The following is a 21,791-nucleotide window of genomic DNA, read 5'->3' as shown; positions in this document are numbered from 1 at the left end:
AAAACAATTAAAAGGAACGATTTGTTTTTACCCAATCTTGTATATACGTTGCTATTTCAGAAGTCGTGGTTCCCGGTGCAAAAAGTTTTCCTACTCCTTGTTCGTTCAATTGCTTCATGTCGTCTTCGGGAATGATGCCGCCGCCGGTAAGCAGCACGTCGTTCATCCCTTTCTCTTTCATCAACGCAGCAACCTTTGGAAATACCGTCATGTGTGCGCCGGACAAAATTGAAATGCCTATGGCGTCCACGTCTTCTTGCAAAGCAGCGCTGACAACCATTTCAGGTGTTTGCCGAAGGCCGGTGTAAATGACTTCCATGCCGGCGTCGCGCAGTGCGGTGGCAATTACTTTTGCGCCGCGGTCGTGTCCGTCGAGGCCAACTTTGGCTACCAGCACTCTTATCGGGCGTTTGTGTTCTTCGTTCATACAGTGCGTCAAAAATAAAGTAGATTACACAACCAAGATTTTGCAAGATGAAATACAGAAAGTTTGGCAATACGGATTTACGTATCAGCGAAATTGGCTTTGGCGCCTGGGCCATTGGCGGTGGCGCAAAAGTGGGCGATGTGCCCATTGGATGGGGCGATGCCGATGACGCCGTTTCTACCAAAGCCATTTATTCAGCGCTTGATGCCGGAATTAATTTTTTTGACACGGCCGACTTCTACGGTCTCGGTCATTCGGAAGCGTTATTGGGCGAAACGATTGGCGAAAACAAAGACATCGTTATCGCTACGAAAGTTGGTCATCGGAACATTGACGAAAAGATTGTACTGGATTATTCGAAAGAATACATTGTGGAAGCCTGCGAAAAAAGCTTAAAGCGGTTGAAACGCGATTGTCTTGATTATTACCAATTGCATTCTGCGCGGCTTGCTCAATTGCAAAGCGGTGAATGTATCGACGCAATGGAAGCGTTGAAACAGCAGGGAAAAATCCGTTATTGGGGTTTGTCGTTGAACACATTTTACCCGCAAGCCGAAGCGGATTATTTGATGGAAAAAAATTACGGCAACGGCCTTCAACTTGTCTTCAACGTCATCAATCAAAGAGCCTTAACAACGATAGAAAAAGCGGCTGCGAAAGGCTACGGTATCATTGCACGAATGCCTTTGCAATTTGGTTTGCTTACGGGTAAATTTTCTTCGTCAACAAGGTTTGAAAAAGACGACCACCGCAGTTTTCGGTTAACGCCGGAGATACTGCAAAAAGCAACAAAGATTCTGGAAGAAAAAGTTTGGCCACTTGCGGAAAAAGAAGGCTTGTCAAAAACAAGCCATGCGCTGAATTATATTTTAAGCTTCGCGGAAATCAGTACCGTTATTCCCGGCATTCGCACAGCGGAGCAGGTGCAGGCAAATACCGAAGGAATAAAAACGTTAAGCAGCGAAGACAAAGCCTTTCTTCGTTCGCTTGCCAGAGAATGGGAAGCCGTTGTAAAATTAATGGAGCAACGCGGGTAACAATCTACCTATTTGCGTTCTCGTGATTTTTATTCAATCACAAGAACGCAATGCGAACAACGCATCAACGTTCTGGAACTTGCGTCAGTGCGTATTCAATGCGGTTTACTGTTTCTTCTTTGCCCAATACTTCGGCGATGTCAAAAACGGGCGGGCCAAATTTTCCACCCACGAGCATCAACCGTAACGGTAATTGCAACTCGCCGGGCTTGATGTTTGCACCTTCGGCCAACTGTTTAAACAGGCTTTCCAGCGATGGGGCTTTCCATTCGCTCACATGCAAAAGCTGCCGCGAGAAATGGCCAAAGAAATCTTTTTTCACGGGATTCCATTTGGCCATGACGGGTGCAAAATCAATCTGCTTCGGCGCTTTAAAAAAGAAGAAACTGTGTTCCCAAAAATCTGGCAACAGGGTGCAACGGTCTTTTACCAGTGCAATGATTTTATCTAAGTAGGCGTCGTCGCTAATTTCTAATTCGTGCTTAGAAAAAGCATCCTTTACATCCAACTTCAAGCGTTCAAAGCTTAACCTTTTCATCCATTCATGGTTGAACCATTTCGCTTTTTCAAAATCGAATTTGGCGCCGCTGCTGTGCACTCGTTCAATCGAAAATTTCTGCACTAATTCATCCGATGAAAACACCTCCTGTTCGGTGCCGTCGTTCCAGCCAAGCACGGCAAGCATGTTTACAAAGGCTTCGGGCAAAAACCCTCTTTCGCGAAAGCCTTCGGTTAGCTCGCCCGTCTTGGGGTCTTTCCAGTTCATGGCAAAAACGGGGAAGCCGTATTTGGCGCCGTCGCGTTTACTGAGCTTTCCGTTTGGCCCAAGTATCAGCGGAAGATGCGCCCATTGCGGCATCGCCTCTTCGCCAAACAAATAACGCCAAAGCAACACGTGCACCGGTGCGCTGGGCAACCATTCTTCGCCGCGAAAAGCATGGGAGATTTGCATGAGGTAATCGTCCACCACTACCGCTAAATGATACGTTGGCATGCCGTCGGCTTTCAGCAATACTTTGTCGTCAACAACCGACGTGTCGAAGCTGACTTCACCGCGAATCATGTCGGTGAATGAAACCGTTTCGCCTTCGGGCATTTTAATGCGAACCACGTGCGGCACTTCTTTTTGCAACAAGGCCTCTACCTCTTCTTTTGAAAGCGAAAGCGAGTTGCGCATCTGTGTTCGCACGTTTCGGTCGTATTGCGGCGAAGGATTTTCAGCAGTGCGCAAGCGGGCACGCATTTGGTCGAGTTCTTCAGCCGTATCAAAAGCATAATAGGCGTAACCTTTCTGCACCAATTCTTCGGCGTATTTGCGGTAGCTTTCTTTTCGTTCACTTTGGCGATAAGGCCCAAATGCACCGCCGTGTTGCGTGCTTTCGTCGGGTTCAAGACCACACCATTTCAGGGTTTCGAAAATGTATTCTTCGGCGCCGGGTACGTAGCGGCTTTGGTCGGTGTCTTCGATGCGAAGAATGAAGTCGCCACCCTGTTGTTTGGCAAAAAGATAATTGTACAAAACCGTGCGAACGCCGCCCAGATGCAAACCTCCTGTAGGACTGGGCGCAAACCGTACCCGAACTTTCTTTTCCATAGCGGGCAAAAGTACGAAGTCAGAAGTCAGAAGTCAGAAGTCAGAAGTCAGAAGTCAGAAGTCAGAAGTCAGAAGTCAGAAGTCAGAAGTCAGAAGTCAGAAAGAACTTAAAAAGGTAGGAGAGGATTGAATCAAAACATCGGCTTTTGAATTTTTGAACTCTTCACTGCCAACTCTTCCCTCCGGCTTTCAGCATTTATCTTCGTTTCAATGTTGCATCGTTTTTTTATCAAAACGCCCAAGTGGGCAAAACAATTTTTTCCTTCTTACGTGTGGCACATTCCGTCAAAGGAAAAAATCGTTTACCTCACTTTCGACGACGGTCCGCATCCGTCAATCACACCTTGGGTGCTGAACGAATTAAAGGCATACAACGCAAAAGCTACGTTCTTTTGCATCGGCGACAACGTGCTTAAATTCCCCGAAACATACAATGAGTTAACAAAGCAAGGACACAGTGTTGGCAATCATACGCAACGTCATTTGAATGGTTGGAAAACGGATAAAGAAACTTATTTAAAAGATGTAGCTGAAGCGGCAAAAGTCATCAATGCGAACCTGTTTCGACCACCGTACGGAAAACTAAAATCGGAACAGGCAAAGGGCTTGTCAGCAGCCATGCAAAGAAAGAATTTAAAGGTCATTATGTGGGATGTTTTGAGCGCTGATTTCGATGCAAAAACATCGCCCGAAACGTGCATAAAAAACGTGTTAAAAAATGTGGCGCCGGGTTCAATCGTTGTCTTCCACGACAGCGAAAAAGCATTCAGAAATTTAAAGGCCTCTTTACCGGTTGTGCTAAAAACCTTAAAAGAAGAGGGTTATAAATTTGGGAAAATCTCTATGGAAAGCCTTTAAAAAATTTGGGCCTGGGTAGAAACCCTGGCCCGTTTTTAATCCGTACCCTATGAAAACTGGTTTAAAGGTAAAAGAATATTTCTAATTAGTGCAAAGTAATTTGTTGGGTATTGCCGTTAATAGTCAGAGTGGCTTGATTGTCACAGGTTCCTGCGCCGTAATCCAAAATCGCAACCCAAGGTGTGTTGGTTGGCAGGCCCTCCCGCACCGTTTTTACACGGCCTTTCGAGATCCAGCGGCAGGTGTATTTTTTGATTAGTGGCTCCGTGATTTCAGAGTTCCAAATCACGATCAGCGTAGCGTGCTTTACCCGGCCGTGGGCCGTTCCCTGAACGCTTAAAATATCGTCTGCCGGCGCTGCGGTACCGTTGCCCTCAATCTGTGTTTGGGTACGGGTAGCTGCCCATTCCGAATAATCGCCGTTCGGATGGGTAAGTTTGGCATTGGTCAGTTCTATTTTAAACTGTCGTTGGTTTGAGCCGCTTGTTAGGTTGGTTGTGTTGGTTATTTTATGTGTCCCTTCTACCAACACGCTGTCAATTTTAAAATTGTCGAAGGTGGTGGTGGCCGAATTGCCGGCTTCTCTAAGAGGGCCAGTATAAACCGTTCTGATTTTTCCGCTGCGCAAATGACCGTGGCTAAAGCAGCCGGTACCAAAGTCCAGAACGACAGTCTTTGGAAAGGCGCCTGTTTGTTGCGGACTGACGGTTACGGTTGTGCAGGGCGGCAGCGAGTCAACGCTTGCCGTCCGGCCGGTTGGTGAAGAGGCAATGCGGCCGAAAACCCCTACGCCGCCAAGTCCCACCTCCGTGTTTACGCCCATCACGTTATCATACACATCATCAAAGGCTATTTCCGCATCCACTTCCGACTGGCTGGTATAAGTTGCAGCCTGCATTTCTTCTTGCGGCGACAACGTATCGCTGTTTTCTTTTTTACAACCAATTGCCGCAAGCGTTGCAGCAAGAACAACGCCTGTTAATTGAGCAGCGAGAGAAAACCGTTTCATGATTTTTGCTTTTTGGTGCACGTAAGAAGGAGTCAAAGTAAAGAGGTTTAAATTCTTCTTAAATTTTTTTAACTGAGTTTTGAGCCATGCAGCCTTTTTTAATTGACACGCATGCGCACGTTTATTTGCCTGAATTTGACAAAGACAGGTCGCAAATGATCTTAAGGGCGCAGAGTGCTGGTGTAACTCAAATTTTTTTACCCGCTATTGATTCATCCACGCACGGACAAATGCTTGAAACCGAAGCGGCCTACCCAATTTGCAAAAGCATGATGGGGCTTCATCCTTGCTCGGTACAGGAAAATTATTCGCAAGAAATAGAAGCCGTTAAAAACCATCTTGCCCAGCGGCGTTTTATTGCCGTTGGTGAAATCGGGTTAGATTTTTATTGGGATAAAACCTTTGTCCGGCAACAGTATGCGGCTTTTGAACAGCAGATAGAACTTGCTCTTGCGTACAACTTGCCCGTTGTCATTCACTCCCGCAATGCCATTGACGAATGCATCGGGGTTGTGGCAAAACATCCTTCCTTGCGCGGCGTCTTTCACTGCTTTTCCGGTACAGAGGCGCAAGCGGGAAAGCTTATAAAGCTGGGTTTCTTTTTGGGAATTGGCGGCGTGGTAACGTTTAAAAATGCAGGCTTGGACAAAGTCATTTCAGCTATTGGCCTGTCGTCTGTGGTTCTTGAAACGGATGCGCCGTATCTGGCGCCTGTGCCATACCGCGGCAAGCGGAACGAGCCGGCGTACACGAAGACGGTTGCCGAAAAAATCGCCTCTCTGCTAAACATATCTCTGGAAGAAGTTTTCTCAACAACGTCCACCAACGCAGAAAAACTGTTTTCGTTTGCGGAGAACCTTTAAATTTGCTGCCCTTCGATTGGAGACTTGTCCGAGTGGTTGAAGGAGCACGCCTGGAAAGTGTGTATACCTCTAAAGGGTATCGAGGGTTCGAATCCCTCAGTCTCCGCTGATGGGGACAAACAAGGTAAAACTTTGTTTGTCCCCTTTTTATTTTCCCCTAAACCCTTTGCTGCATCTGCAATCAGAGTAAAAAAAGAATTTACTTTCTCGGTTCGAAATGCCTCATTTTTCTTCGAATAGATGATCCCATCTGGGAAGAGCAGTTTTTGCAGCTTTTCTTTCTTACTGACTGGACTGGAAGTCCACACTGTAGCGAGTTTAGTTGAAAAGGTAACCCCTTCTTCAATACTCTTTTTTAGGCTCGAAATCTGCGGTGTTAGCTTTCCTAGTACCTCTTTGATTTCTTCTCGTTCTTTGGTGTAACGGCCATAGAACTTATCAAAGCTTTCCTTGTTCATTTCTTCTAGGACATAGTGCTTTTCTTCAATCGTGTCAATCTTCTGAGTCACTTCAATAAGTTTTTGTTTCAAGGTCTTTTCTTGTTCGATGGATTCCTTATTGAGCTGCTCAAACCAGTATTCTATTTGGTAAGCAATGGGCTTAATCATTTTCGGTCCTACGCTGTAAGATGCAAGCAAGGTTTCAAAGTCCTCGTGCATCTTCTTAGCACTGCGGTTACAGCCGCAGCCCTTTGTTCTGCACTTATAATACCACAGTCCTTTTGCTTTCACGCCATAACCTGTAAACGGTTCTCCGCAATCCTCGCACTTGATGAAGACTTTCAGGAGTACGGCTTCTACTTCTTTTTTGTGCGGCACGCCGTAGTTGTGCGCTGAGCGGTGAAGGCCGTTCACCTGCAAAAAGATCTCTTTGGTGATAAGTGCTTCATGGTTGCCTTCTACAACCTTTCCATCAAGGATAGCATGATTGATGATGCCGCAATAAAAAGGCTTTTTGAAAAGCTTGGTCAGCTGCTGCTTGTACATTTTTATACCCATTTGATTGAGGCGTTGAATGATCTCTTCGTTTTTCATTCCGCGAGCCCGCCAATGGAATGCTTTTCGAAGCTTCTTTCCTTCTTCGTTACTACAATCTTTCTTACGCCATTGATTTTAATGATGTCGTAACCCTGTGGTACACGGGTGACCCATTCTCCTTTTTTGAAACTTCTCCTTCATGCCGGCCACTGCCCGTTGTTTCCGCAGCTGATTATCAAACTCAGAAAACAAAAGTTGAATGTTTTGGTGCAGCACGCCGCTTGGATTTGAGGTGTCTGTGGGCTGCGTAACGGCAAATACACTTACCCCGTACTTTTCGCGCAGGTCTTGGGCAAGCTTAATAGCGCCACCACCCGTTCGGGAAAAGCGGTCCAGGGTATAGACCAGAATGTGTGAGACTTTTCCTCTATGCTTTTTAATGAACTCCAGCATCCGAAGAAACTCCTTTCTTCCATCGGTTTTCGCAGATTCGTAAGTCCCGCCAAAGTAGCTAAGTATAGACAGGCCTTGCTTGGCTGCATATTCTTCAATCACCCGCCGCTGGAAGTCCAAGGAAAGGTTGGTATCGGCTTGTTCTTTGGAAGAAACACGGGTATAGACCACTGCGTTCTTCATGCTGTTCGTAACAACCCGAAGAGAAGACTGGTGTCCAAATTGTTTAAAGGCGTCAAGACTCATGCGGCTTTGTTTTTATTGGGGTTAGATTGATTCTTATTGATACTGACTACAAGGCTTTCGTTCTCATTCAAAGATACAACATGTTGATTATCAATGAAACTGTTGTTTTTACGGGCGAGTAAGTCCAGCAGGATGTAGACGAATTCAAAGGAGGTGTGGCAAATGTTTTCCGCCTCCTCCTCAGACGTGTGTTCAAAGCCTTCAAAGGTTCTCAGCACTTCAGGTGTTAAGGGTACTTTCTTCGGGTTAATAAGCTCAACGTCTTCATAGCTAGGTCTTGTTTTGGGAGTTACGGATAGAGAGCATTCTTTTTGGACAGCAGATTTGGGTTGCTTTTTCATAGGAGTTGTTGATAAGTAATGCTAAAAGTATTAGCATTGGTGTGGCGGAGCAATTAATTTTGTTCACAGGGCAAAAGCTGTCTTGTCCTGAATAGGGTTTACACGTAAAAGGTGTAAGCAATGCAAAACAATGTAGGCAATCGTGGCAAGTCGGGTCGCCAATTTACCCGTGAGATGTCCTTTATGCGGGCCGTGGTCAACGAGTATCATTTATCCAACCTGAGTTACGGTGAGCTGGCCCGTAAGCACGGTCTCGGGGTTACGCAGATCGCCAAGTGGGTACTGAAATTTTCGGGCGACCTTGAGGGGAGAAACAAGCCCCTTACCGCTCATGACACCCGAAGAACAAAAGCAAGTAGAGGCGCTTCAAAAACAAAACGAAGCCTTGCTTAAAAAGCTGGAGCTGGCCAATTTAAAAATTACCGGCCTTGAGATGATGATTGACAGTGCGGAGGAGGAACTGAAAGTGGATATTAGAAAAAAGTCTGGCACCAAACAATCAGAAGCCTAAAGCAGCATTATCCCCAATACGGCTATGGGTGATTTGCGGATTGTTTGGTAAGTCAAGACAAGCCCATTACAAACAAAACTGGACGCAGGATAAGCTTGTCTTGAAGCAGGCCATCGTGGTAAAAGTAGTGGGTGAGATCACTACCGATTCGGACCATCCCTTTTACAAGTATCCCAACTTGATCCGAGGACTGGAGGTAAGGTGCGCAAACCTGCTGTGGGTAAGCGATATAACCTACATCGCTCTTCTCAACAACTATTGTTATTTGAGTCTTGTGACCGATGCCTATTCCAGAAAAATTGTAGGCTATTGTTTGTTCCCAACCCTGAAAAGAACAGGCCCTTTAACAGCGCTTTCAATGGCGCTGGCACAAGGGGTAAAAGGGAGGGTGGGCGGCTCATCCACCACTCCGACAGAGGGCTGCAGTACTGTTGCAGGGAGTACACGGGTTTACTTACCCAGCAACGAATTACGATCTCCATGACGGAAAAAGGAGACCCTTACGAGAACGCCATTGCCGAACGCGTGAACGGCATATTGAAAGGAGAGTTTTGTTTGAACAGAACCTTTAAAAATTATGAAGAAGCGCATGAAGCAGTGAAAAGTGCTGTCAGGATTTATAACGAACAGCGGCCACACGGCAGCCTTGATTACTGTACGCCCCAGCAGGCGCAAGAGAAACAAGGGGCGTTGCCGAAAAGATGGAAGCCAAAACCGAGAAGGGATGATCCAATAGGTTTTATAAGCCATGAAACCGAATGCGCTGTAAACAAATACCGGCCACCGTAAAATGACTGGTATATAAAATAGCAAAGGCGCTATCGGACGGGGTTATTCCTTCGACAGATGCTCCTTCGGCAGCGCTGTCGTCCGCTTCGCTTGATGAGGTAAAGCTATCACCTATTTCTGGTTGCCTGTAAACCATAACAAGGACAAAGAGGGGGGGCTGTAAACCAATTGCAGGACTAAAAAATAGGGTGTCAACTGATACCCGGATTATCAAACAAAAGTGTAAACTGAAAGCAGGACGACACAGGACGACACAATCTTTTGTTCCATATCTTTCTTATAAAAGCCAATCAAGATAATTGTCTTTGGAGATCACTTCAAATTCCACATTAGGGTAACCGGAAGCAAATGCAGACGGTTTTTTCACTTTTTTTGTCGGTGAGTATTTGAATTCATAAGCCGTAATTTTTCCGTTATCCACTTCGACTAAATCAACTTCCTGCTGGTTATAATTGCGCCAGAAATAATATTGTGCATGTTTGCGCTGATAGGCGTTTTTCTTTAGCCTTTCCGACAGTAGATAATTTTCCCAAAGCAGGCCGGTATCGTTTCGTAAGGATAGAAGTCGGAAATCGTTGATGATTGCATTCCTTATACCGTTATCATAAAAGAACCATTTAGAAGATTTTGAAACCTCTTTACGTAAATTGGTACTGTAAGCACTCACTTTGTATACAATGAAGACCTTGGATAAAAGATCAAGGTAGGTTTCAACGGTATTCTTACTGATTCCTAATTGCCCCGCCAGTTCTGTATAGGATACCTCAGCTCCGCATTGGTAGGCAATCAGCCGCAATAGTTTTACAATTTTATCTGATTGCCGGATGCCTTCAAAAGCCAGAATGTCTTTTAGCAGGTACGATTGTACCAACTGTAGCAGGTAAGCGGCTTTTTCCTCCACCGTTGAAAGCTTAAAGAGTTCAGGATAGCTCCCAAATACAAGCCGCTCCTCTAAATTTTGACTAGTTTCCAAGCCAGTTTCGCTAGCACCAATTTCCGCTTGCGATAAAGGGTAGAGATGCAACAGAATTACCCGGCCGGTTAACGGATCACCCGTTTTGTTAGCTAAATCGAAGGACGAAGATCCTGTTGCGATAATCGTCAGTTCCGGTATTTCATCAATCATTAGTTTAAGAATCTGGCCAATGTCTGGCAGCACTTGTGCCTCATCTATGATCAGAAGCGTTGCATTACCGATAATTCGCTTATAGTTAGCAATGGAGCGATTTTTTAGCAGTTCTTGTACGTCAAAGTCCTCTGCATTCATGACTAACACTTTACCGCCGTATTGGTTTTTAATGGTATTTGCCAATACGGTTTTACCCACCCTACGTGTACCCATGATGAGAATAACTTTATTTTTACCAAGCTGTTCTTTAATTTTCACTTCCAAGGCTCGATGAATTAAATCCATACAAAATTGTCATTCAAGTGACTAAATTACTTGAAATTTGGTCAACAAATTGACTAAATTACTAAATTTGAACTATTTGTTGATTTCAAATAATTTAATTTTTATCAACATGTGTGAATCTTTTATTAGAGTTTCCAAATAAAAAGGGCTTAAAGCAGTTTTGCACTAGCGGGCCAACGATCAGGTAATCCGGTATCATTATTTCCAGATACTTTTCTATCCACTGATTTTGGGGTTTAATACCTGATCCGTCTGGTTAGGTTTGAGGATCGAATAAGGATGATTATGAGCAAGGATAAGAGAACTTGCATTAGCCTTAAGGGCCGGGGAAAAATCACTTTCAGACCAGCAACCCTACCGACTCAGCCCCCTGTAGAGACTTCATAAATTGTCGAAACCTGTTTGCTCTGTTTAGCAGCAGTACTTTGGACTTTTTAATAAAGTCCATCTTGTTTTCATCCCATCTGTTTAAAAGTACATCGCAACTCTCTTTTTTGATGAAGTAATTCTTGGCCGTTGTGAAGCCTTTACTTTTATCTTCTACACCATCTAAATTTCAGTTTACCAGGTACTAAGCATTTGCGATCATCATCTTTGTTTTCATAACGATTCATTATAACGTTAACCTCCTAATTTGCATCAACCTTATCTCTGAACAAATGACAATAAAAAATTTTATGTAACTGTAATATGATACAAGCCAACTTGTATACAATGCCAAATTGGTAAATAAGTGTGGAATATTTTTTCAAAGTGCCTGTCAGTGAAGTTGTTCTATTTTAGGAAGATGGATCCTATCGTATTATCACGTAAAGAGCTTTATGCATTGGTTTGGCAGGAGTCAATGCTATCACTTTCCAAAAGATACAATATATCTGATGTTGGCCTTCGTAAGATGTGTATCCGCATGGAATACCTGTTCCGCCAGCAGGGTATTGGATGAAAGTTCAATTTGGGAAAAAGGTTAAGAAGACTGCTCTTTCTGTAAATTATAAAGGGGAAGAAACCGCCAAGTTACAATTGAGGGATGAAAACAATCCTGCGGCTGATCGTAATTCACCTTCCCCTCGAACACTGAAAATTCAAGAAGTGGAGAGGGATCAATCACTTTCTCTGCAAATTCCAGAGATGTTGTTGAAACCAGATCCATTAATTGCACAATCAAAAAGCATTCTTTCAAAGCAAAAGCCAGGTGTATATAATTACATAGGCATTGTGTCATCCAGCTATGAGAGTTTGGATATACGGGTGGCTAAAACAAATGTAGATCGTGCACTTTTGTTCTTTGATACATTGATCAAAGCACTTAAAGCACGGGGACATTCCGTTGAAATTAGAAATCGGAAGACATTGGCAATTGTTAGTGGTCATGATTTTGAGCTATTTCTAAGGGAAAAGATGCGAAAAGAAACAGTTCAGGAAAAAACCTGGACGAGGCAAGTATTTCATCCAAAGGGGATTCTTGCATTACAAGTGGGTGGATGGTACGGCAGGGAATATAAAGACGGGAGTACCCGTTTGGAGGAGCACTTGGCAAAAATCATTGCCGGCCTAGAGTTATCAGCAGCACAAAGAACGGAACAGCAGTTAGCATTTGAAAAGGCCAGGATAGAGCGTGAAGAAAGGGAGCGGCTGGCAAAAGGGCTTGAGGAAAGAAAGCAACAAGATCTTACAAACTTTAAGAAGTTGCTTATTGATTCAGATAGATGGCATAAGGCTGAAAACCTACGCAGGTATATCCATGAAGTGGAAGTTAGGGCTGCAAGTAATCAACCAATACCTCCCGAGACTTTTGAATGGTTGGAATGGGCAAAAAGAAAGGCCAATTGGTATGATCCATTTATTGAAAGCCCTGACGAGCTTTTAGCTGATGTCGACCAGAATACTTTAGAGTTTTCTAAAAAGCCATACGGGTACATTTGGAGCTATTAGAGTTAGCTACAGGTAATTCTTGATGAACTGATTTGTCGCGTTTATGTCACCTAAAAAGTTCGAAAGTTGTAAACAACTGCCCGCACATCGACAAAAGCCGCTTTGATAGCGGCTTTTGTCGATCGAAAAGTCCCTTTCACTTGACAGTTAGAACTAGTAGGCCGGAAAATATTTTCCAAATTCTTCACTTTTTGTGAACTTGGTAGTATGTTTGCTATACTACATGAAGGTCCATCTTATTAAAAGGCAATCCATTGAAGGGTATATGTTGCTAAATGCGAGAAGCAGGATTTCTTTCCGAATATGGTTAAACCTTTTAAAGCAATCTGACTGGCAAGAGCCAAAGGATATCATGGAGACATTTGGCGCAGCAGATTTATTGGGTAATGGAAGTGATAGAGTTGTTTTTAATATAGCAGGCAATAATTACAGAATGATTTGTAAATATCATTTTGGTGTTACTAAGGTTTACTTATATGTGAAATGGATCGGAACCCATGCTGAATACACGGAATTGTGTGACGATGAAAAGCAATATAATATAAGCATTTATTAAATATTTATTATGGAAACATTACCATACAAGGTTATTAAAACAAAACTGCAGTACAACAAATACTGTGATGCTTTAGAGGCTCTTACAGATGGAGTCAAAAAGTCTAAGGCAGTTAAGGATGAAATTGAATTACTCACACTACTCATTGAAAAGTATGATGAAGAACATAACACGTTTTACGAGGCTGATCCAATTGAGTTGCTTAAGTATTTAATGAATGAACATAAAATGAAGGCAGTTGATTTGGCAAAACTGCTTCATGTAAGTGAAGGTTTAGTTTCTGATATGCTTCACTATAAAAAAGGCTTGTCGAAAGAAACAATCCGTATCCTTTCGGCGCAGTTCAAACTGGCTCAAGACGCATTCAACCGACCCTACAAATTGAAAGTCGCTGAGAATGCGCACTTCAAAAACGCGAGTGTCATGAATACAAAAAAGAATCTGGTAATTGTTTGATTATCATACCAAATAAGCAACTATGTATCAGGTACATGCAGATATATTTAGAAAAATAGGTTTATACGTTACTATTGCTAGGGGATTTAAAAGCGACATTCACGAAGTAACAGTGAGCAATGAAATAGAAGAGCACTTTGGCAGAAAATATTGCAGAGTATATGTAAATATTGAGCTAAAAGATGGTTCGCTTAACCACAAGTTGCATGAAACTTTGTGGAATGAATTTTCCCGATATGGAGAAAAAGACTATTTTTCTTTCTATCTCACTGCAGATCGAAGGGATAATGAGGATTTATTACGAAATATAGAAGAACTTACTCATTATGACTATATATGGAATTTACTTGAATGGTATTTGCAAAAGGATGGTATTAAAGTAAATGCTGCCAGATTCAAAAGCCAACTGGACTTGAAATATGAACAGGATTTACGCAATAGAAAATATGAACAGGAAAGAAAATTGATTGCAGATGCAGTAAGTAACTTAACGCCGGAGCTGGGGCAGTTCATTGCCATAAAGCAATGGAGCAACTCTTTACGGATTGGAAAAGTACAAAAAGTAATACTGTCGAATAAACGGCAATCATTTTCGATGGAATTATCAGAATTAAGAAAGGATTTGACTCCTGGCAAGGTCAATATTAATCTCAGGTCAAAGACAGAAATATATGCCATTGTACAACCAGAAAAGTTAAACGGCGTACTAACGAAAGCCGATCTAATATCATATATCGAACAAAATAGAAATTTCGACGGCCTACTTTGGCGCATGCCGCAAGGAAATATCTTGGAGCCAATTAGGACACATTGATTTATTTCAAAAAATAAATTCATCCAGTAAGGCCACAACTGCTCGTAAATCTGCACATAGAAAGTTCGAAAGTTGTAACTCACTCTCCGCAGCAAAACCCGAAATCTGTAAACTTTTGTTACGGGTTTTGGGTTTTTACATTTATTATTCCACTGCAAATCAGATGAACGACTGACTTTACTCAGTTGCATCGTCTGCTCTAAAGCTACCTTTGTGTCTCTTTATGATTCGGCAAGTAGCGGCCATATTTCTTCTGTTCTCCTTTGCTCTGCAGGTTTTTAACCGCAGCATCATTGTGCTGGACTATTTTGCCAACACCGCTTCTTTTGCGAAGAGCTGTGAAAACAAGGCAAGGCCGATGCTGCACTGCAACGGCAAATGCCAGATGATGAAGAAGCTGAAAGAAGAAGAAAAGAATGAGCAACAAAACCCCGAACGCAAGAGCGAGAACAAGAACGAAATTGTTTCGTCCCAATTCTTCTTTGCTACAGTGCCCGCTAAGAAAGCAAGGGTTCCAAAAGTTTTTATAGCTTATCATTCCACACTCTTTCCGCAACCCTCTGCTGCGGATGTATTTCACCCTCCAGCCGTTGTTTGATCAAGTTCATTTCCCGTTCGGTTAAGCCATCGTCTTTACCGCAGAAACTTGTGGTAAAGAGGCCATGCCTGCATTTTTCGATTGATTAAACAACTCAACCTATGTTTCGCTTTATAAAACAAACGCTATTGGCGGTGTTTCTTTTTACCGCAGCAAGCGCATATTCACAAACCATTGTCAAAGGAAAAATCATTGACGCCGCCACCAAAGAGCCTGTAATCGGCGCCAGCATTCATTGTACAAAAGAAGGCTGCAATTGTGGTTGTGCCACCAACGCTTTGGGCGAATTTGAAATGCGCTGCAAAGATTGCCAAACCTTGTCGGTTAGCTACGTAGGTTATGCACCGCAAACTTTTGCCGTATCCGATAAACAGTACCTCGTGGCGCTCAACGCTTCTTCATCACTGTTGCAAACAGTAGTGCTTACCGCCAATCGCGGCGAAGGCGGTAAACGCTCCGAAGCGCCGGTAGCCATTACCACTATCAGCAATAAAATTCTTCAGGAGACAAAACCCACAACCGTTGACCAGGTGCTAAACAAGGTGAGCGGCGTAAACATGATCAATCTTGGCAACGAACAACACGAAATGAGCATTCGCCAACCAATGACGACAAAGAGTTTGTTTTTGTATTTGGAGGACGGCATTCCCATTCGCACATCGGGCCTTTACAACCACAACGCTTTGCTGGAAATGAACGCGGCCGCTGCCAAAAGCATTGAAGTCATCAAAGGCCCTTCTTCATCACTATACGGCAGCGAAGCCATCGGCGGCGTGGTGAACTTCATTACGGCTGCGCCAACGGCCGTCCCCGTTTTGAAATTTTCTGCGCAAGGCAACAACATCGGCTACAAAAGAGCCGACTTAATGAGCAGCATTTCGAGTGGTAAGTGGGGCTTTTTACTGAGCGGTTATTATGCCGACAGAAAGAACGGCTTTTTGGATTACAGCGATTTTCACAAAGGCACGTTTACGGCAAGAGTTGATTACCGCTTCTCGGACAAAACAACGCTGACGAACAGCCTCACGTATTTGAATTATTACAGCGACATGTCCGGCGGCATTGACAGTGCCATGTTTGCCAGCAAGACTTTTTCCAACCCGCAAACCTTTACGTACCGCAAGGTAGATGCGCTGCGGTATCATTCTACGTTGACGCAGGTGTGGAGCGAGGCCAGCAAAACAACCTTTACGGCTTTGTACCGCGACAACACCATCGGCCAAAACCCCGCTTACCGCGTGAAGGACGATTACAAAAAGCTGAACGGCGTTTACGTGGGCAAAAAAGATTTGGCGCACGGCGAAATCAACGCAAGCTCTTTTCATTCCTATTCTTTTATTGCGCAGCACCGCCAAAATTTGGATTGGAAGAAGGCTTTGTTAATTGGCGGAGTGAACGTTGATTTAAGTCCGTCAACTTATGGTGCGAATTACATCCGCATAAAAAAAGACACGCTGACAAAAAAGTACGTGAGCTACCAAAATACCGATAGCGTGCTAACGAATTATGCCACGAAGTTGAACAACTACGCGGCCTTTCTAAATTTTGAATTCAATCCTTTGGAAAAACTTCGCGTGGTGGCATCATTGCGCTACGATTATTTTCATTATGGCTTCGACAATCATTTAAAGCCATCCGCTTTCAGCGGTTCGCCGGACACGGTAAATAATTTCGGACGTGTAAGTCCGAAGCTTGGCTTTACGTACAACTTCTCAAAAAGAACCGGTGTTTACGCCAATTATTCCGAAGGCTTTGTGCCACCGCAGGTCACCGATCTTTACACGGGTGTAAAAGTGCCCAATCTGGATCCTTCCGTCTTTTACAATTACGAAGTGGGCGGCTGGATGGAGATTGTCAAAAACCGTTTGTCGGCCGATGTTAGCGCATACCGTTTAAGAGGCACCAACGAAGTGATTTCTATAAAATTAGATGACGGTTCCTTTGCCAACGAAAATGCCGGAAGAACCTTGCATGAAGGCATTGAGCTTGGTGTGAACGCAACGTTTGTCAAAGACCTTTCGTTTCGCTTAAGCGGCGCATACAGCAAACACCGCTTTGTTGATTACGTTGAAAAAGGCATCAATTACAACGGCAACGAAATGGCCAACGCACCGCACTGGATTTACAACGCCGAACTTTGGTACAAACCTTCGTTTGCAAAAGGCTTGCGCATGGGTGCGGAACTGCAACGCGTAGGCTGCTACTTTATTGACCCGCAGAATACTGCGAAATACAACGGCTACAATACGCTCAATCTTCGCGTGGGTTATACTGCAAAAGGTTTTGACCTGTGGCTGAACGTGCTGAACGCAACGGACAATTATTATTCTTACATCACGTCAAAGAGTTCTTTCGGTTACAGTTATCAACTAGCCGAGCCACGCAATTTCAACCTCGGTGTGTCCTATGATTTTGCAAACCTTTTTAAGAAGAAACAATGAAACAAACACTTTCGATAATTGCACTTGCATTTTGTTTTACCGCTTGCAAAAGCAACAAAGAGAAAACAATAATCACGGCAAACGAAGCGGTGCAAATTGATGCCGCGCCGGGCGAATGTCCTTACCTCACAAAAGACAACAAGGGCAACGCGGTGCTGAGTTGGGTGCGTATGATTAACGACAGCACAACCGCTTTTTGTTATGCAATAAGCAGTGATGGAAAAACATTCTCTTCACCAATTGTTATTCCCAATAGCGGCAACATTCAACCGCACGGCGAGAACCTTCCGAAAATTCTTTTCAAACCTTCGGGTGAAATCATTGCGTTGTGGGGAACAAAAAGTACCGGCGCAAAAAACAAATACGCGGGCCTGGTTTCGTACACGCAATCCTTTGACGGCGGCAAAACATGGACGAAGATAAAGCCCTTGGTAAGCGATACCGCCAGCTATGACCAACGTTATTACGACGTGGCACTTCTGCCCAGCGGTGAAGCGGGCATTGTTTGGTTGGACAACCGCAAAACCATAAGCAAAGAAGGTTCGGCTTTGTACTTTGCCAGCACAGATGGAAAGAATGGATTTGGGGGCGGGCAATTAATCAGTCAGCCTTGTTGCCAATGCTGTCGCACAAGTTTATACGTAGATGCAAAGGGCGGCATTCATGCTTTGTATCGCGGCATTATACAAGACAGCATTCGCGACATGGTGCACATCGTTTCCACCGACGGAGGCAAAACCTTTTCCGCGCCAAAAAGAATCAACGAAGACAATTGGGTGCTGAACGCTTGTCCGCACACAGGCCCGGCGATGACAGAGAACAAAAACGGCCTTCATTTCGCCTGGTTCACGGGCGCAAAAGACAAAGGTTGTTATTACACCAAAACCACCGACAACGGCAAAAGCTTTGTTTTGCGCGACAGCGTAAGCGCAGCCGGTTCGCATCCGCAAATTGCTTCGTTGAAAAACGGAGAGTTGCTGATTGTTTGGGATGAAACACACGTGAACGGTAATAAAGCCGTCAAGCAAATTGGTATTCAACGGCGAAGTGCAGACGGTAAAAGCGAAGGCAAAGATCACCTTACGGCGTCAGCGGTAAACGCAAGTTATCCCGTTGTGGCGCCGTTAAACGAAGCGGCTTCGATTGTTGCGTATTCAACGACTAAAGAGGGGAAGAATTTTGTAACGTATCAAGTCGTAAACCTTAATTGAAACAAGTGTACTTAAACAAAAATGCGTTTAAGCAGCAGCGAAATTGTTGGCTGTTGAATTGGCTTATACAAGACGATAGCTTCATCTGAACAAAACCGTAAAGCTCAACTTGGCAAAGAACGGCGTGCCCGGTGTAAAATGAATTTCTGAAACCGGCGCAGGTTCGTTCTTCAGGCGGCTTTCGGTATCAAACTGCGTTTCTTTCCACTTCACGTTAAAAAGGTTTTGAATGGCAAGACCGATCTCATATCTCTTCTTCAGGTAATTCACAAACGCATCGGTAACAAAATAACCTTTCGCCACAACGCTGTTGTTTGCATTGGCTGGACGATTGCTCATGTAACGGTAACGAAGCGAGACGTTGATGTCTTGTTTCGTTTTAATGGTTAGCCCACCGATGGACGTAAACACAGGCGCAAGCGGCAAATAGTTTTGTCCTTTGGGTTCATCCACCGACCGGCCGTGCGAATAATTCAAATCCACATCGGCATACAGCCAGTTTACCGGCTGATAACGCACGGAAATATCGGCGCCGTATCGCCGGCTCTTGCCGCTTGGTTCCACCACGCCTTCATCGCCTACGTACACAAATTCCTGGTTAAGCCAGAGATACCAAAGCGCCGCATTCAGCAGCAAATTTTTTGTGGGCTTCAACACCGCTCCCAAATCAGAGCCGTATGCTGCGGGCAAAATTTGAAGCCCGTTTTGTGTTACGACAACTCTTGTATCGTTGGAATGAAAACCTTTGCCGTTGCTGAAATAAAGCTGCGCTTTGTCGCTTGCGTGATAATAAAAACTAAGCTTCGGACTAAAAATAGATGCCGACGCTTTGCCGATGCTATTGCCCTTTAGCTTGTTCAGGTATTCATCGTGAAAACAGTCGTAACGCAGGCCGGTGTTAATGCTGAATCTTGGCGAGAAAGAAAACGTCTCGCTCGTATAACCGGCAAGATTATTTTCTGAAATATTACCAAGCATCAGTTGTGCAGTGGTGATGCTTCTGTCTTTTGTTCGCGAAAGCTCTGAGTTGCTTGTTCTGTCCATGCGAATGTTGGCGCCAATTTCCGAACTTACCTTGACCTTGCCTGCGTAAAAAATTTTGTGATAGCTGCCGTTGTAACCGTATAAATTCCGGCTTTCTTTTTGGCGTATCTGATCGCCGTTCACCGGGTCTTCTTTGTAAAAGGTGAAGTTGGAGTACAGTTCAAACTTGTAGCGCGAATAATAAAGCTGGTTTTTAAAATAAGAACCGTTGTTCAAAGTAGAAGTCAACAAAACGTTTGCGTTGCTTCGCGATGTCTTGCCGCCTTCGGCCGGATCAATCGCGCCATAAAAATCAATGAGGCCACTCTCTACGGCGCGATCGGGAATCTGCCCAGAAGCGTTCCATTTGCTGGCAAAGGTTGACGCTGAGAAACTGAGTGTGTTGTGCTTGTTCAACGCTCCATAATATTTCCCGAAGAGATTAAAGTGGTTAAAGTTTTGCGGATTGTCGAAGTAGCCGTTCGTGTACACGTATTCCGATGCCACGTAAGCCGATTGACCTTTTGCTCTTGCATCTGCGTTCAACAAATTAAACATTCCTACTGTACGAAACGTATTGAACATGCCGCCTTCCATTTTGATGGAATTGTTGGGAACTGCGTTGTAGGTTTTAAAGTCAACAAATCCTGTTGTGGTAAAGTTTCCCTTCTCCGCATAGTAAGTTCCCTTTTTAAACGTGATGTTGTCAATGAGTTCGGGAATGAGAAAATGCAAATCAGCATAACCTTGCCCGTGCGCATGAGATACCATGTTTACGGGCATCCCGTCTACCGAGATGCTGATGTCGGTGCCGTGGTCAAGATCAAAACCGCGCAAAAAAATTTGTTCGGCCTTGCCACCGCCTGCGTGTTGGCCAATGAAGAGGCCCGGCACCATGCGCAGTACTTCCTGCGAATTATTAATGCCGCGCATCTTAATGTCCACCTTACTAATGGAGCGATATTGTTCGCCAGCCGTGGTAGAAACGGTTAGGTTTTTGAGTTCTACAGGCGCAGCATCAAGCCTGACCGTGTTGCCAGCTTTGATAAAATCAGTGATTGATACAACCACTGTTTCGTAACCAATAGATGTTATTTTAAGTTCCTGGCCGCTGCTTTTTTGTTTGAAGAGAAACCGGCCCCTCTCATCGCTTAACGTCGTTTGCTTGGAAGGCAGTAGTGTGACCGTTGCGCCTTCAACGGGTACGGCGGTTTTGCTCTCCATTACCGTGCCGGTGAAGGATTTGGTCTGCGAAGACGAAGACAGAAACGCAAAACAAAAAAGAAACAAGAAAACCGTGCAGGACACCCTGCGCAAAGCACAATGCCCGCAAGCAAGTCCGCATATGCGGTAACGGTTTGAATATAAATTTTCGATAAGCAAGCGTTGGATGGTTTTATCCTGCAATTTTTATGCACGGTTTCTCTCCGCTATAAGTTCTGTGGGCTTATGTACGAGACGAAGCAAAATCTGGTTTGTTTTTCCGTGTAGAAAAACGTTTGAGATAAAGAGCCGGGAAAAGAGCGGTTCTTTCTCGGGAAAATTCCCCTGCTTTTCTGTTTGAACACGTCAGAAATTCGTATTGGTTTTCGAAACGATTTAATAACGCAGCAACGATTGGCGACAGATGCCGTTTAATTGTCCTTGGCGCAAAACACTGTTCAGCGTCAGGAGGCATTGGCAGGCGAGTCGGTGTTTGTTTAAATACAATTGTTTACAATGTCTTCTCTTTCTGAAGAAAGTAAATTTTGGAAGTGCTAATTTTTATATTAACTTTTTGCTACATTTCTCACCTTTAAACTAACCTTTATGGCTTTCAACGCAAAACTCAAAATTGGCGGCAAAGACAACATTGACGTTATCCGGTGCAATTATGCCCTGCACAGAGATGTTGATTCAAAGGGCCGTCCTTCCTCCGGCGTTTACGGCGGAACTGTTAACCTCTCGGTCGAATCAACTGATGATACCTCCATCATCGAATCCATGGTAAACCAGTACAAACCCGTGGACGGTACCGTTACTTTTAAGAAAGGTGACGAGGACGCTAAAATGAAAGAGCTGACTTGGGAAAAAGGCTATGTCATCCGCTTTCAGGAAGGCATTGACATCACGGGCACTCAACCCATGCTGATTGATTTTACTATTTCTGCCGAAAAAATCAAAATCGGTAACGCCGAGCACAAAAACGAATGGCCAAAGTAATCGCGGCTTCAATCGTTTTTCTTCCTAAGGAAATGTTTC

Annotated in this window: 20 protein-coding genes, 1 tRNA gene and 2 pseudogenes; 14 read left to right on the top strand and 9 right to left on the bottom strand. The window is 44.2% G+C overall.

Going from position 1 to position 21,791, the window contains the following annotated elements; genetic code table 11:
* Window positions 1-7 precede the first annotated feature (7 nt).
* On the bottom strand, window positions 8-427 hold the full coding sequence (locus FSB75_RS13360) for a cobalamin B12-binding domain-containing protein (protein WP_146788379.1): 420 nt from the start codon (window positions 425-427) through the stop codon (window positions 8-10).
* 47 nt (window positions 428-474) lie between these two features.
* On the opposite strand from FSB75_RS13360, the gene FSB75_RS13355 reads away from it, so the two are divergent.
* A complete protein-coding gene (locus FSB75_RS13355; protein WP_146788376.1) occupies window positions 475-1,464 on the top strand; it encodes an aldo/keto reductase in 990 nt (329 codons plus the stop codon).
* A 64-nt stretch (window positions 1,465-1,528) separates the two neighbouring features.
* Here FSB75_RS13355 and gltX read toward each other — a convergent pair whose 3' ends face one another.
* Window positions 1,529-3,058 carry a glutamate--tRNA ligase gene (gene gltX, locus FSB75_RS13350; RefSeq protein WP_146788373.1) on the bottom strand — a complete coding sequence of 510 codons (1,530 nt, stop codon included), beginning with the start codon at window positions 3,056-3,058 and terminating at the stop codon, window positions 1,529-1,531.
* A 210-nt stretch (window positions 3,059-3,268) separates the two neighbouring features.
* Here gltX and FSB75_RS13345 point away from each other — a divergent pair, with 210 nt between their 5' ends.
* Window positions 3,269-3,916: a polysaccharide deacetylase family protein gene (locus tag FSB75_RS13345; RefSeq protein ID WP_146788371.1), complete on the top strand. Its 648-nt coding sequence runs from the start codon at window positions 3,269-3,271 to the stop codon at window positions 3,914-3,916.
* 85 nt (window positions 3,917-4,001) lie between these two features.
* Here FSB75_RS13345 and FSB75_RS13340 read toward each other — a convergent pair whose 3' ends face one another.
* On the bottom strand, window positions 4,002-4,925 hold the full coding sequence (locus FSB75_RS13340; RefSeq protein ID WP_146788368.1) for a hypothetical protein: 924 nt from the start codon (window positions 4,923-4,925) through the stop codon (window positions 4,002-4,004).
* Between the two features lie 86 nt (window positions 4,926-5,011).
* On the opposite strand from FSB75_RS13340, the gene FSB75_RS13335 reads away from it, so the two are divergent.
* Together FSB75_RS13335 and FSB75_RS13330 are read left to right on the top strand one after the other, a co-directional pair.
* On the top strand, window positions 5,012-5,788 hold the full coding sequence (locus FSB75_RS13335) for a TatD family hydrolase (RefSeq protein WP_146788365.1): 777 nt from the start codon (window positions 5,012-5,014) through the stop codon (window positions 5,786-5,788).
* A gap of 18 nt (window positions 5,789-5,806) precedes the next feature.
* Window positions 5,807-5,894, top strand: a tRNA-Ser gene (locus FSB75_RS13330).
* Between the two features lie 751 nt (window positions 5,895-6,645).
* On the opposite strand, the pseudogene FSB75_RS22385 reads toward FSB75_RS13330, so the two are convergent.
* The 3 genes and pseudogenes from FSB75_RS22385 to FSB75_RS13315 form a co-directional block, all read right to left on the bottom strand.
* A pseudogene (locus FSB75_RS22385) lies at window positions 6,646-6,858 on the bottom strand (recombinase family protein); the annotation flags it as partial.
* 42 nt (window positions 6,859-6,900) lie between these two features.
* Window positions 6,901-7,464, bottom strand: coding sequence for a recombinase family protein (locus tag FSB75_RS13320; protein WP_146788364.1), 564 nt, complete (start codon window positions 7,462-7,464; stop codon window positions 6,901-6,903).
* Window positions 7,461-7,805, bottom strand: a complete 345-nt coding sequence (locus FSB75_RS13315) for a hypothetical protein (RefSeq protein WP_146788361.1) — start codon at window positions 7,803-7,805, stop codon at window positions 7,461-7,463. Before FSB75_RS13315 ends, FSB75_RS13320 begins: the two co-directional genes overlap by 4 nt.
* 331 nt (window positions 7,806-8,136) lie before the next feature.
* On the opposite strand from FSB75_RS13315, the gene FSB75_RS13310 reads away from it, so the two are divergent.
* Entirely contained in the window at window positions 8,137-8,316 is a 180-nt protein-coding gene (locus tag FSB75_RS13310; RefSeq protein ID WP_146788359.1) for a hypothetical protein, read from the top strand.
* Window positions 8,317-8,625: 309 nt separating this feature from the next.
* The gene (locus FSB75_RS13305; protein WP_172623145.1) at window positions 8,626-9,105 is read left to right on the top strand and encodes an integrase core domain-containing protein; all 480 of its coding nucleotides are present in this window, start codon (window positions 8,626-8,628) and stop codon (window positions 9,103-9,105) included.
* 277 nt (window positions 9,106-9,382) lie between these two features.
* On the opposite strand, the gene FSB75_RS13300 is transcribed toward FSB75_RS13305, so the two are convergent.
* The gene (locus FSB75_RS13300; RefSeq protein WP_146788354.1) at window positions 9,383-10,519 is read right to left on the bottom strand and encodes an ATP-binding protein; all 1,137 of its coding nucleotides are present in this window, start codon (window positions 10,517-10,519) and stop codon (window positions 9,383-9,385) included.
* A gap of 216 nt (window positions 10,520-10,735) precedes the next feature.
* Window positions 10,736-10,840: pseudogene (locus tag FSB75_RS22380) on the bottom strand (JAB domain-containing protein); the annotation flags it as partial.
* A 618-nt stretch (window positions 10,841-11,458) separates the two neighbouring features.
* Between FSB75_RS22380 and FSB75_RS13290 the strand changes: the two are divergent.
* The 7 genes from FSB75_RS13290 (at window position 11,459) to FSB75_RS13260 (ending at window position 18,527) form a co-directional block, all read left to right on the top strand.
* Entirely contained in the window at window positions 11,459-12,451 is a 993-nt protein-coding gene (locus FSB75_RS13290; RefSeq protein WP_146788351.1) for a hypothetical protein, read from the top strand.
* A 223-nt stretch (window positions 12,452-12,674) separates the two neighbouring features.
* A complete protein-coding gene (locus FSB75_RS13285) occupies window positions 12,675-13,007 on the top strand; it encodes a type II toxin-antitoxin system HigB family toxin (protein WP_146788348.1) in 333 nt (110 codons plus the stop codon).
* Between the two features lie 9 nt (window positions 13,008-13,016).
* Window positions 13,017-13,463, top strand: a complete 447-nt coding sequence (locus tag FSB75_RS13280; RefSeq protein WP_146788346.1) for a helix-turn-helix domain-containing protein — start codon at window positions 13,017-13,019, stop codon at window positions 13,461-13,463.
* A 22-nt stretch (window positions 13,464-13,485) separates the two neighbouring features.
* The gene (locus FSB75_RS13275; protein ID WP_146788343.1) at window positions 13,486-14,277 is read left to right on the top strand and encodes a hypothetical protein; all 792 of its coding nucleotides are present in this window, start codon (window positions 13,486-13,488) and stop codon (window positions 14,275-14,277) included.
* A gap of 223 nt (window positions 14,278-14,500) precedes the next feature.
* Window positions 14,501-14,875 carry a hypothetical protein gene (locus FSB75_RS13270; RefSeq protein ID WP_146788340.1) on the top strand — a complete coding sequence of 125 codons (375 nt, stop codon included), beginning with the start codon at window positions 14,501-14,503 and terminating at the stop codon, window positions 14,873-14,875.
* A gap of 101 nt (window positions 14,876-14,976) precedes the next feature.
* Window positions 14,977-17,316, top strand: a complete 2,340-nt coding sequence (locus tag FSB75_RS13265) for a TonB-dependent receptor (protein WP_146788338.1) — start codon at window positions 14,977-14,979, stop codon at window positions 17,314-17,316.
* Window positions 17,313-18,527, top strand: coding sequence for a sialidase family protein (locus FSB75_RS13260; RefSeq protein ID WP_146788334.1), 1,215 nt, complete (start codon window positions 17,313-17,315; stop codon window positions 18,525-18,527). Before FSB75_RS13265 ends, FSB75_RS13260 begins: the two co-directional genes overlap by 4 nt.
* Before the next feature lie 81 nt (window positions 18,528-18,608).
* Here the strand turns inward: FSB75_RS13260 and FSB75_RS13255 are convergent, their stop codons facing one another.
* Entirely contained in the window at window positions 18,609-20,774 is a 2,166-nt protein-coding gene (locus tag FSB75_RS13255; protein WP_146788331.1) for a TonB-dependent receptor, read from the bottom strand.
* Between the two features lie 585 nt (window positions 20,775-21,359).
* Between FSB75_RS13255 and tssD the strand changes: the two genes are divergently transcribed.
* Window positions 21,360-21,752, top strand: a complete 393-nt coding sequence (tssD, locus tag FSB75_RS13250) for a type VI secretion system tube protein TssD (RefSeq protein WP_146788328.1) — start codon at window positions 21,360-21,362, stop codon at window positions 21,750-21,752.
* Window positions 21,753-21,791 lie beyond the last annotated feature (39 nt).

Origin of the sequence: Flavisolibacter ginsenosidimutans, assembly GCF_007970805.1 — a bacterium.
GTDB lineage: Bacteria > Bacteroidota > Bacteroidia > Chitinophagales > Chitinophagaceae > Flavisolibacter > Flavisolibacter ginsenosidimutans.
Note: the sequence above shows the minus strand (reverse complement) of the source record. Positions and strands in the feature narration are given on the sequence as shown.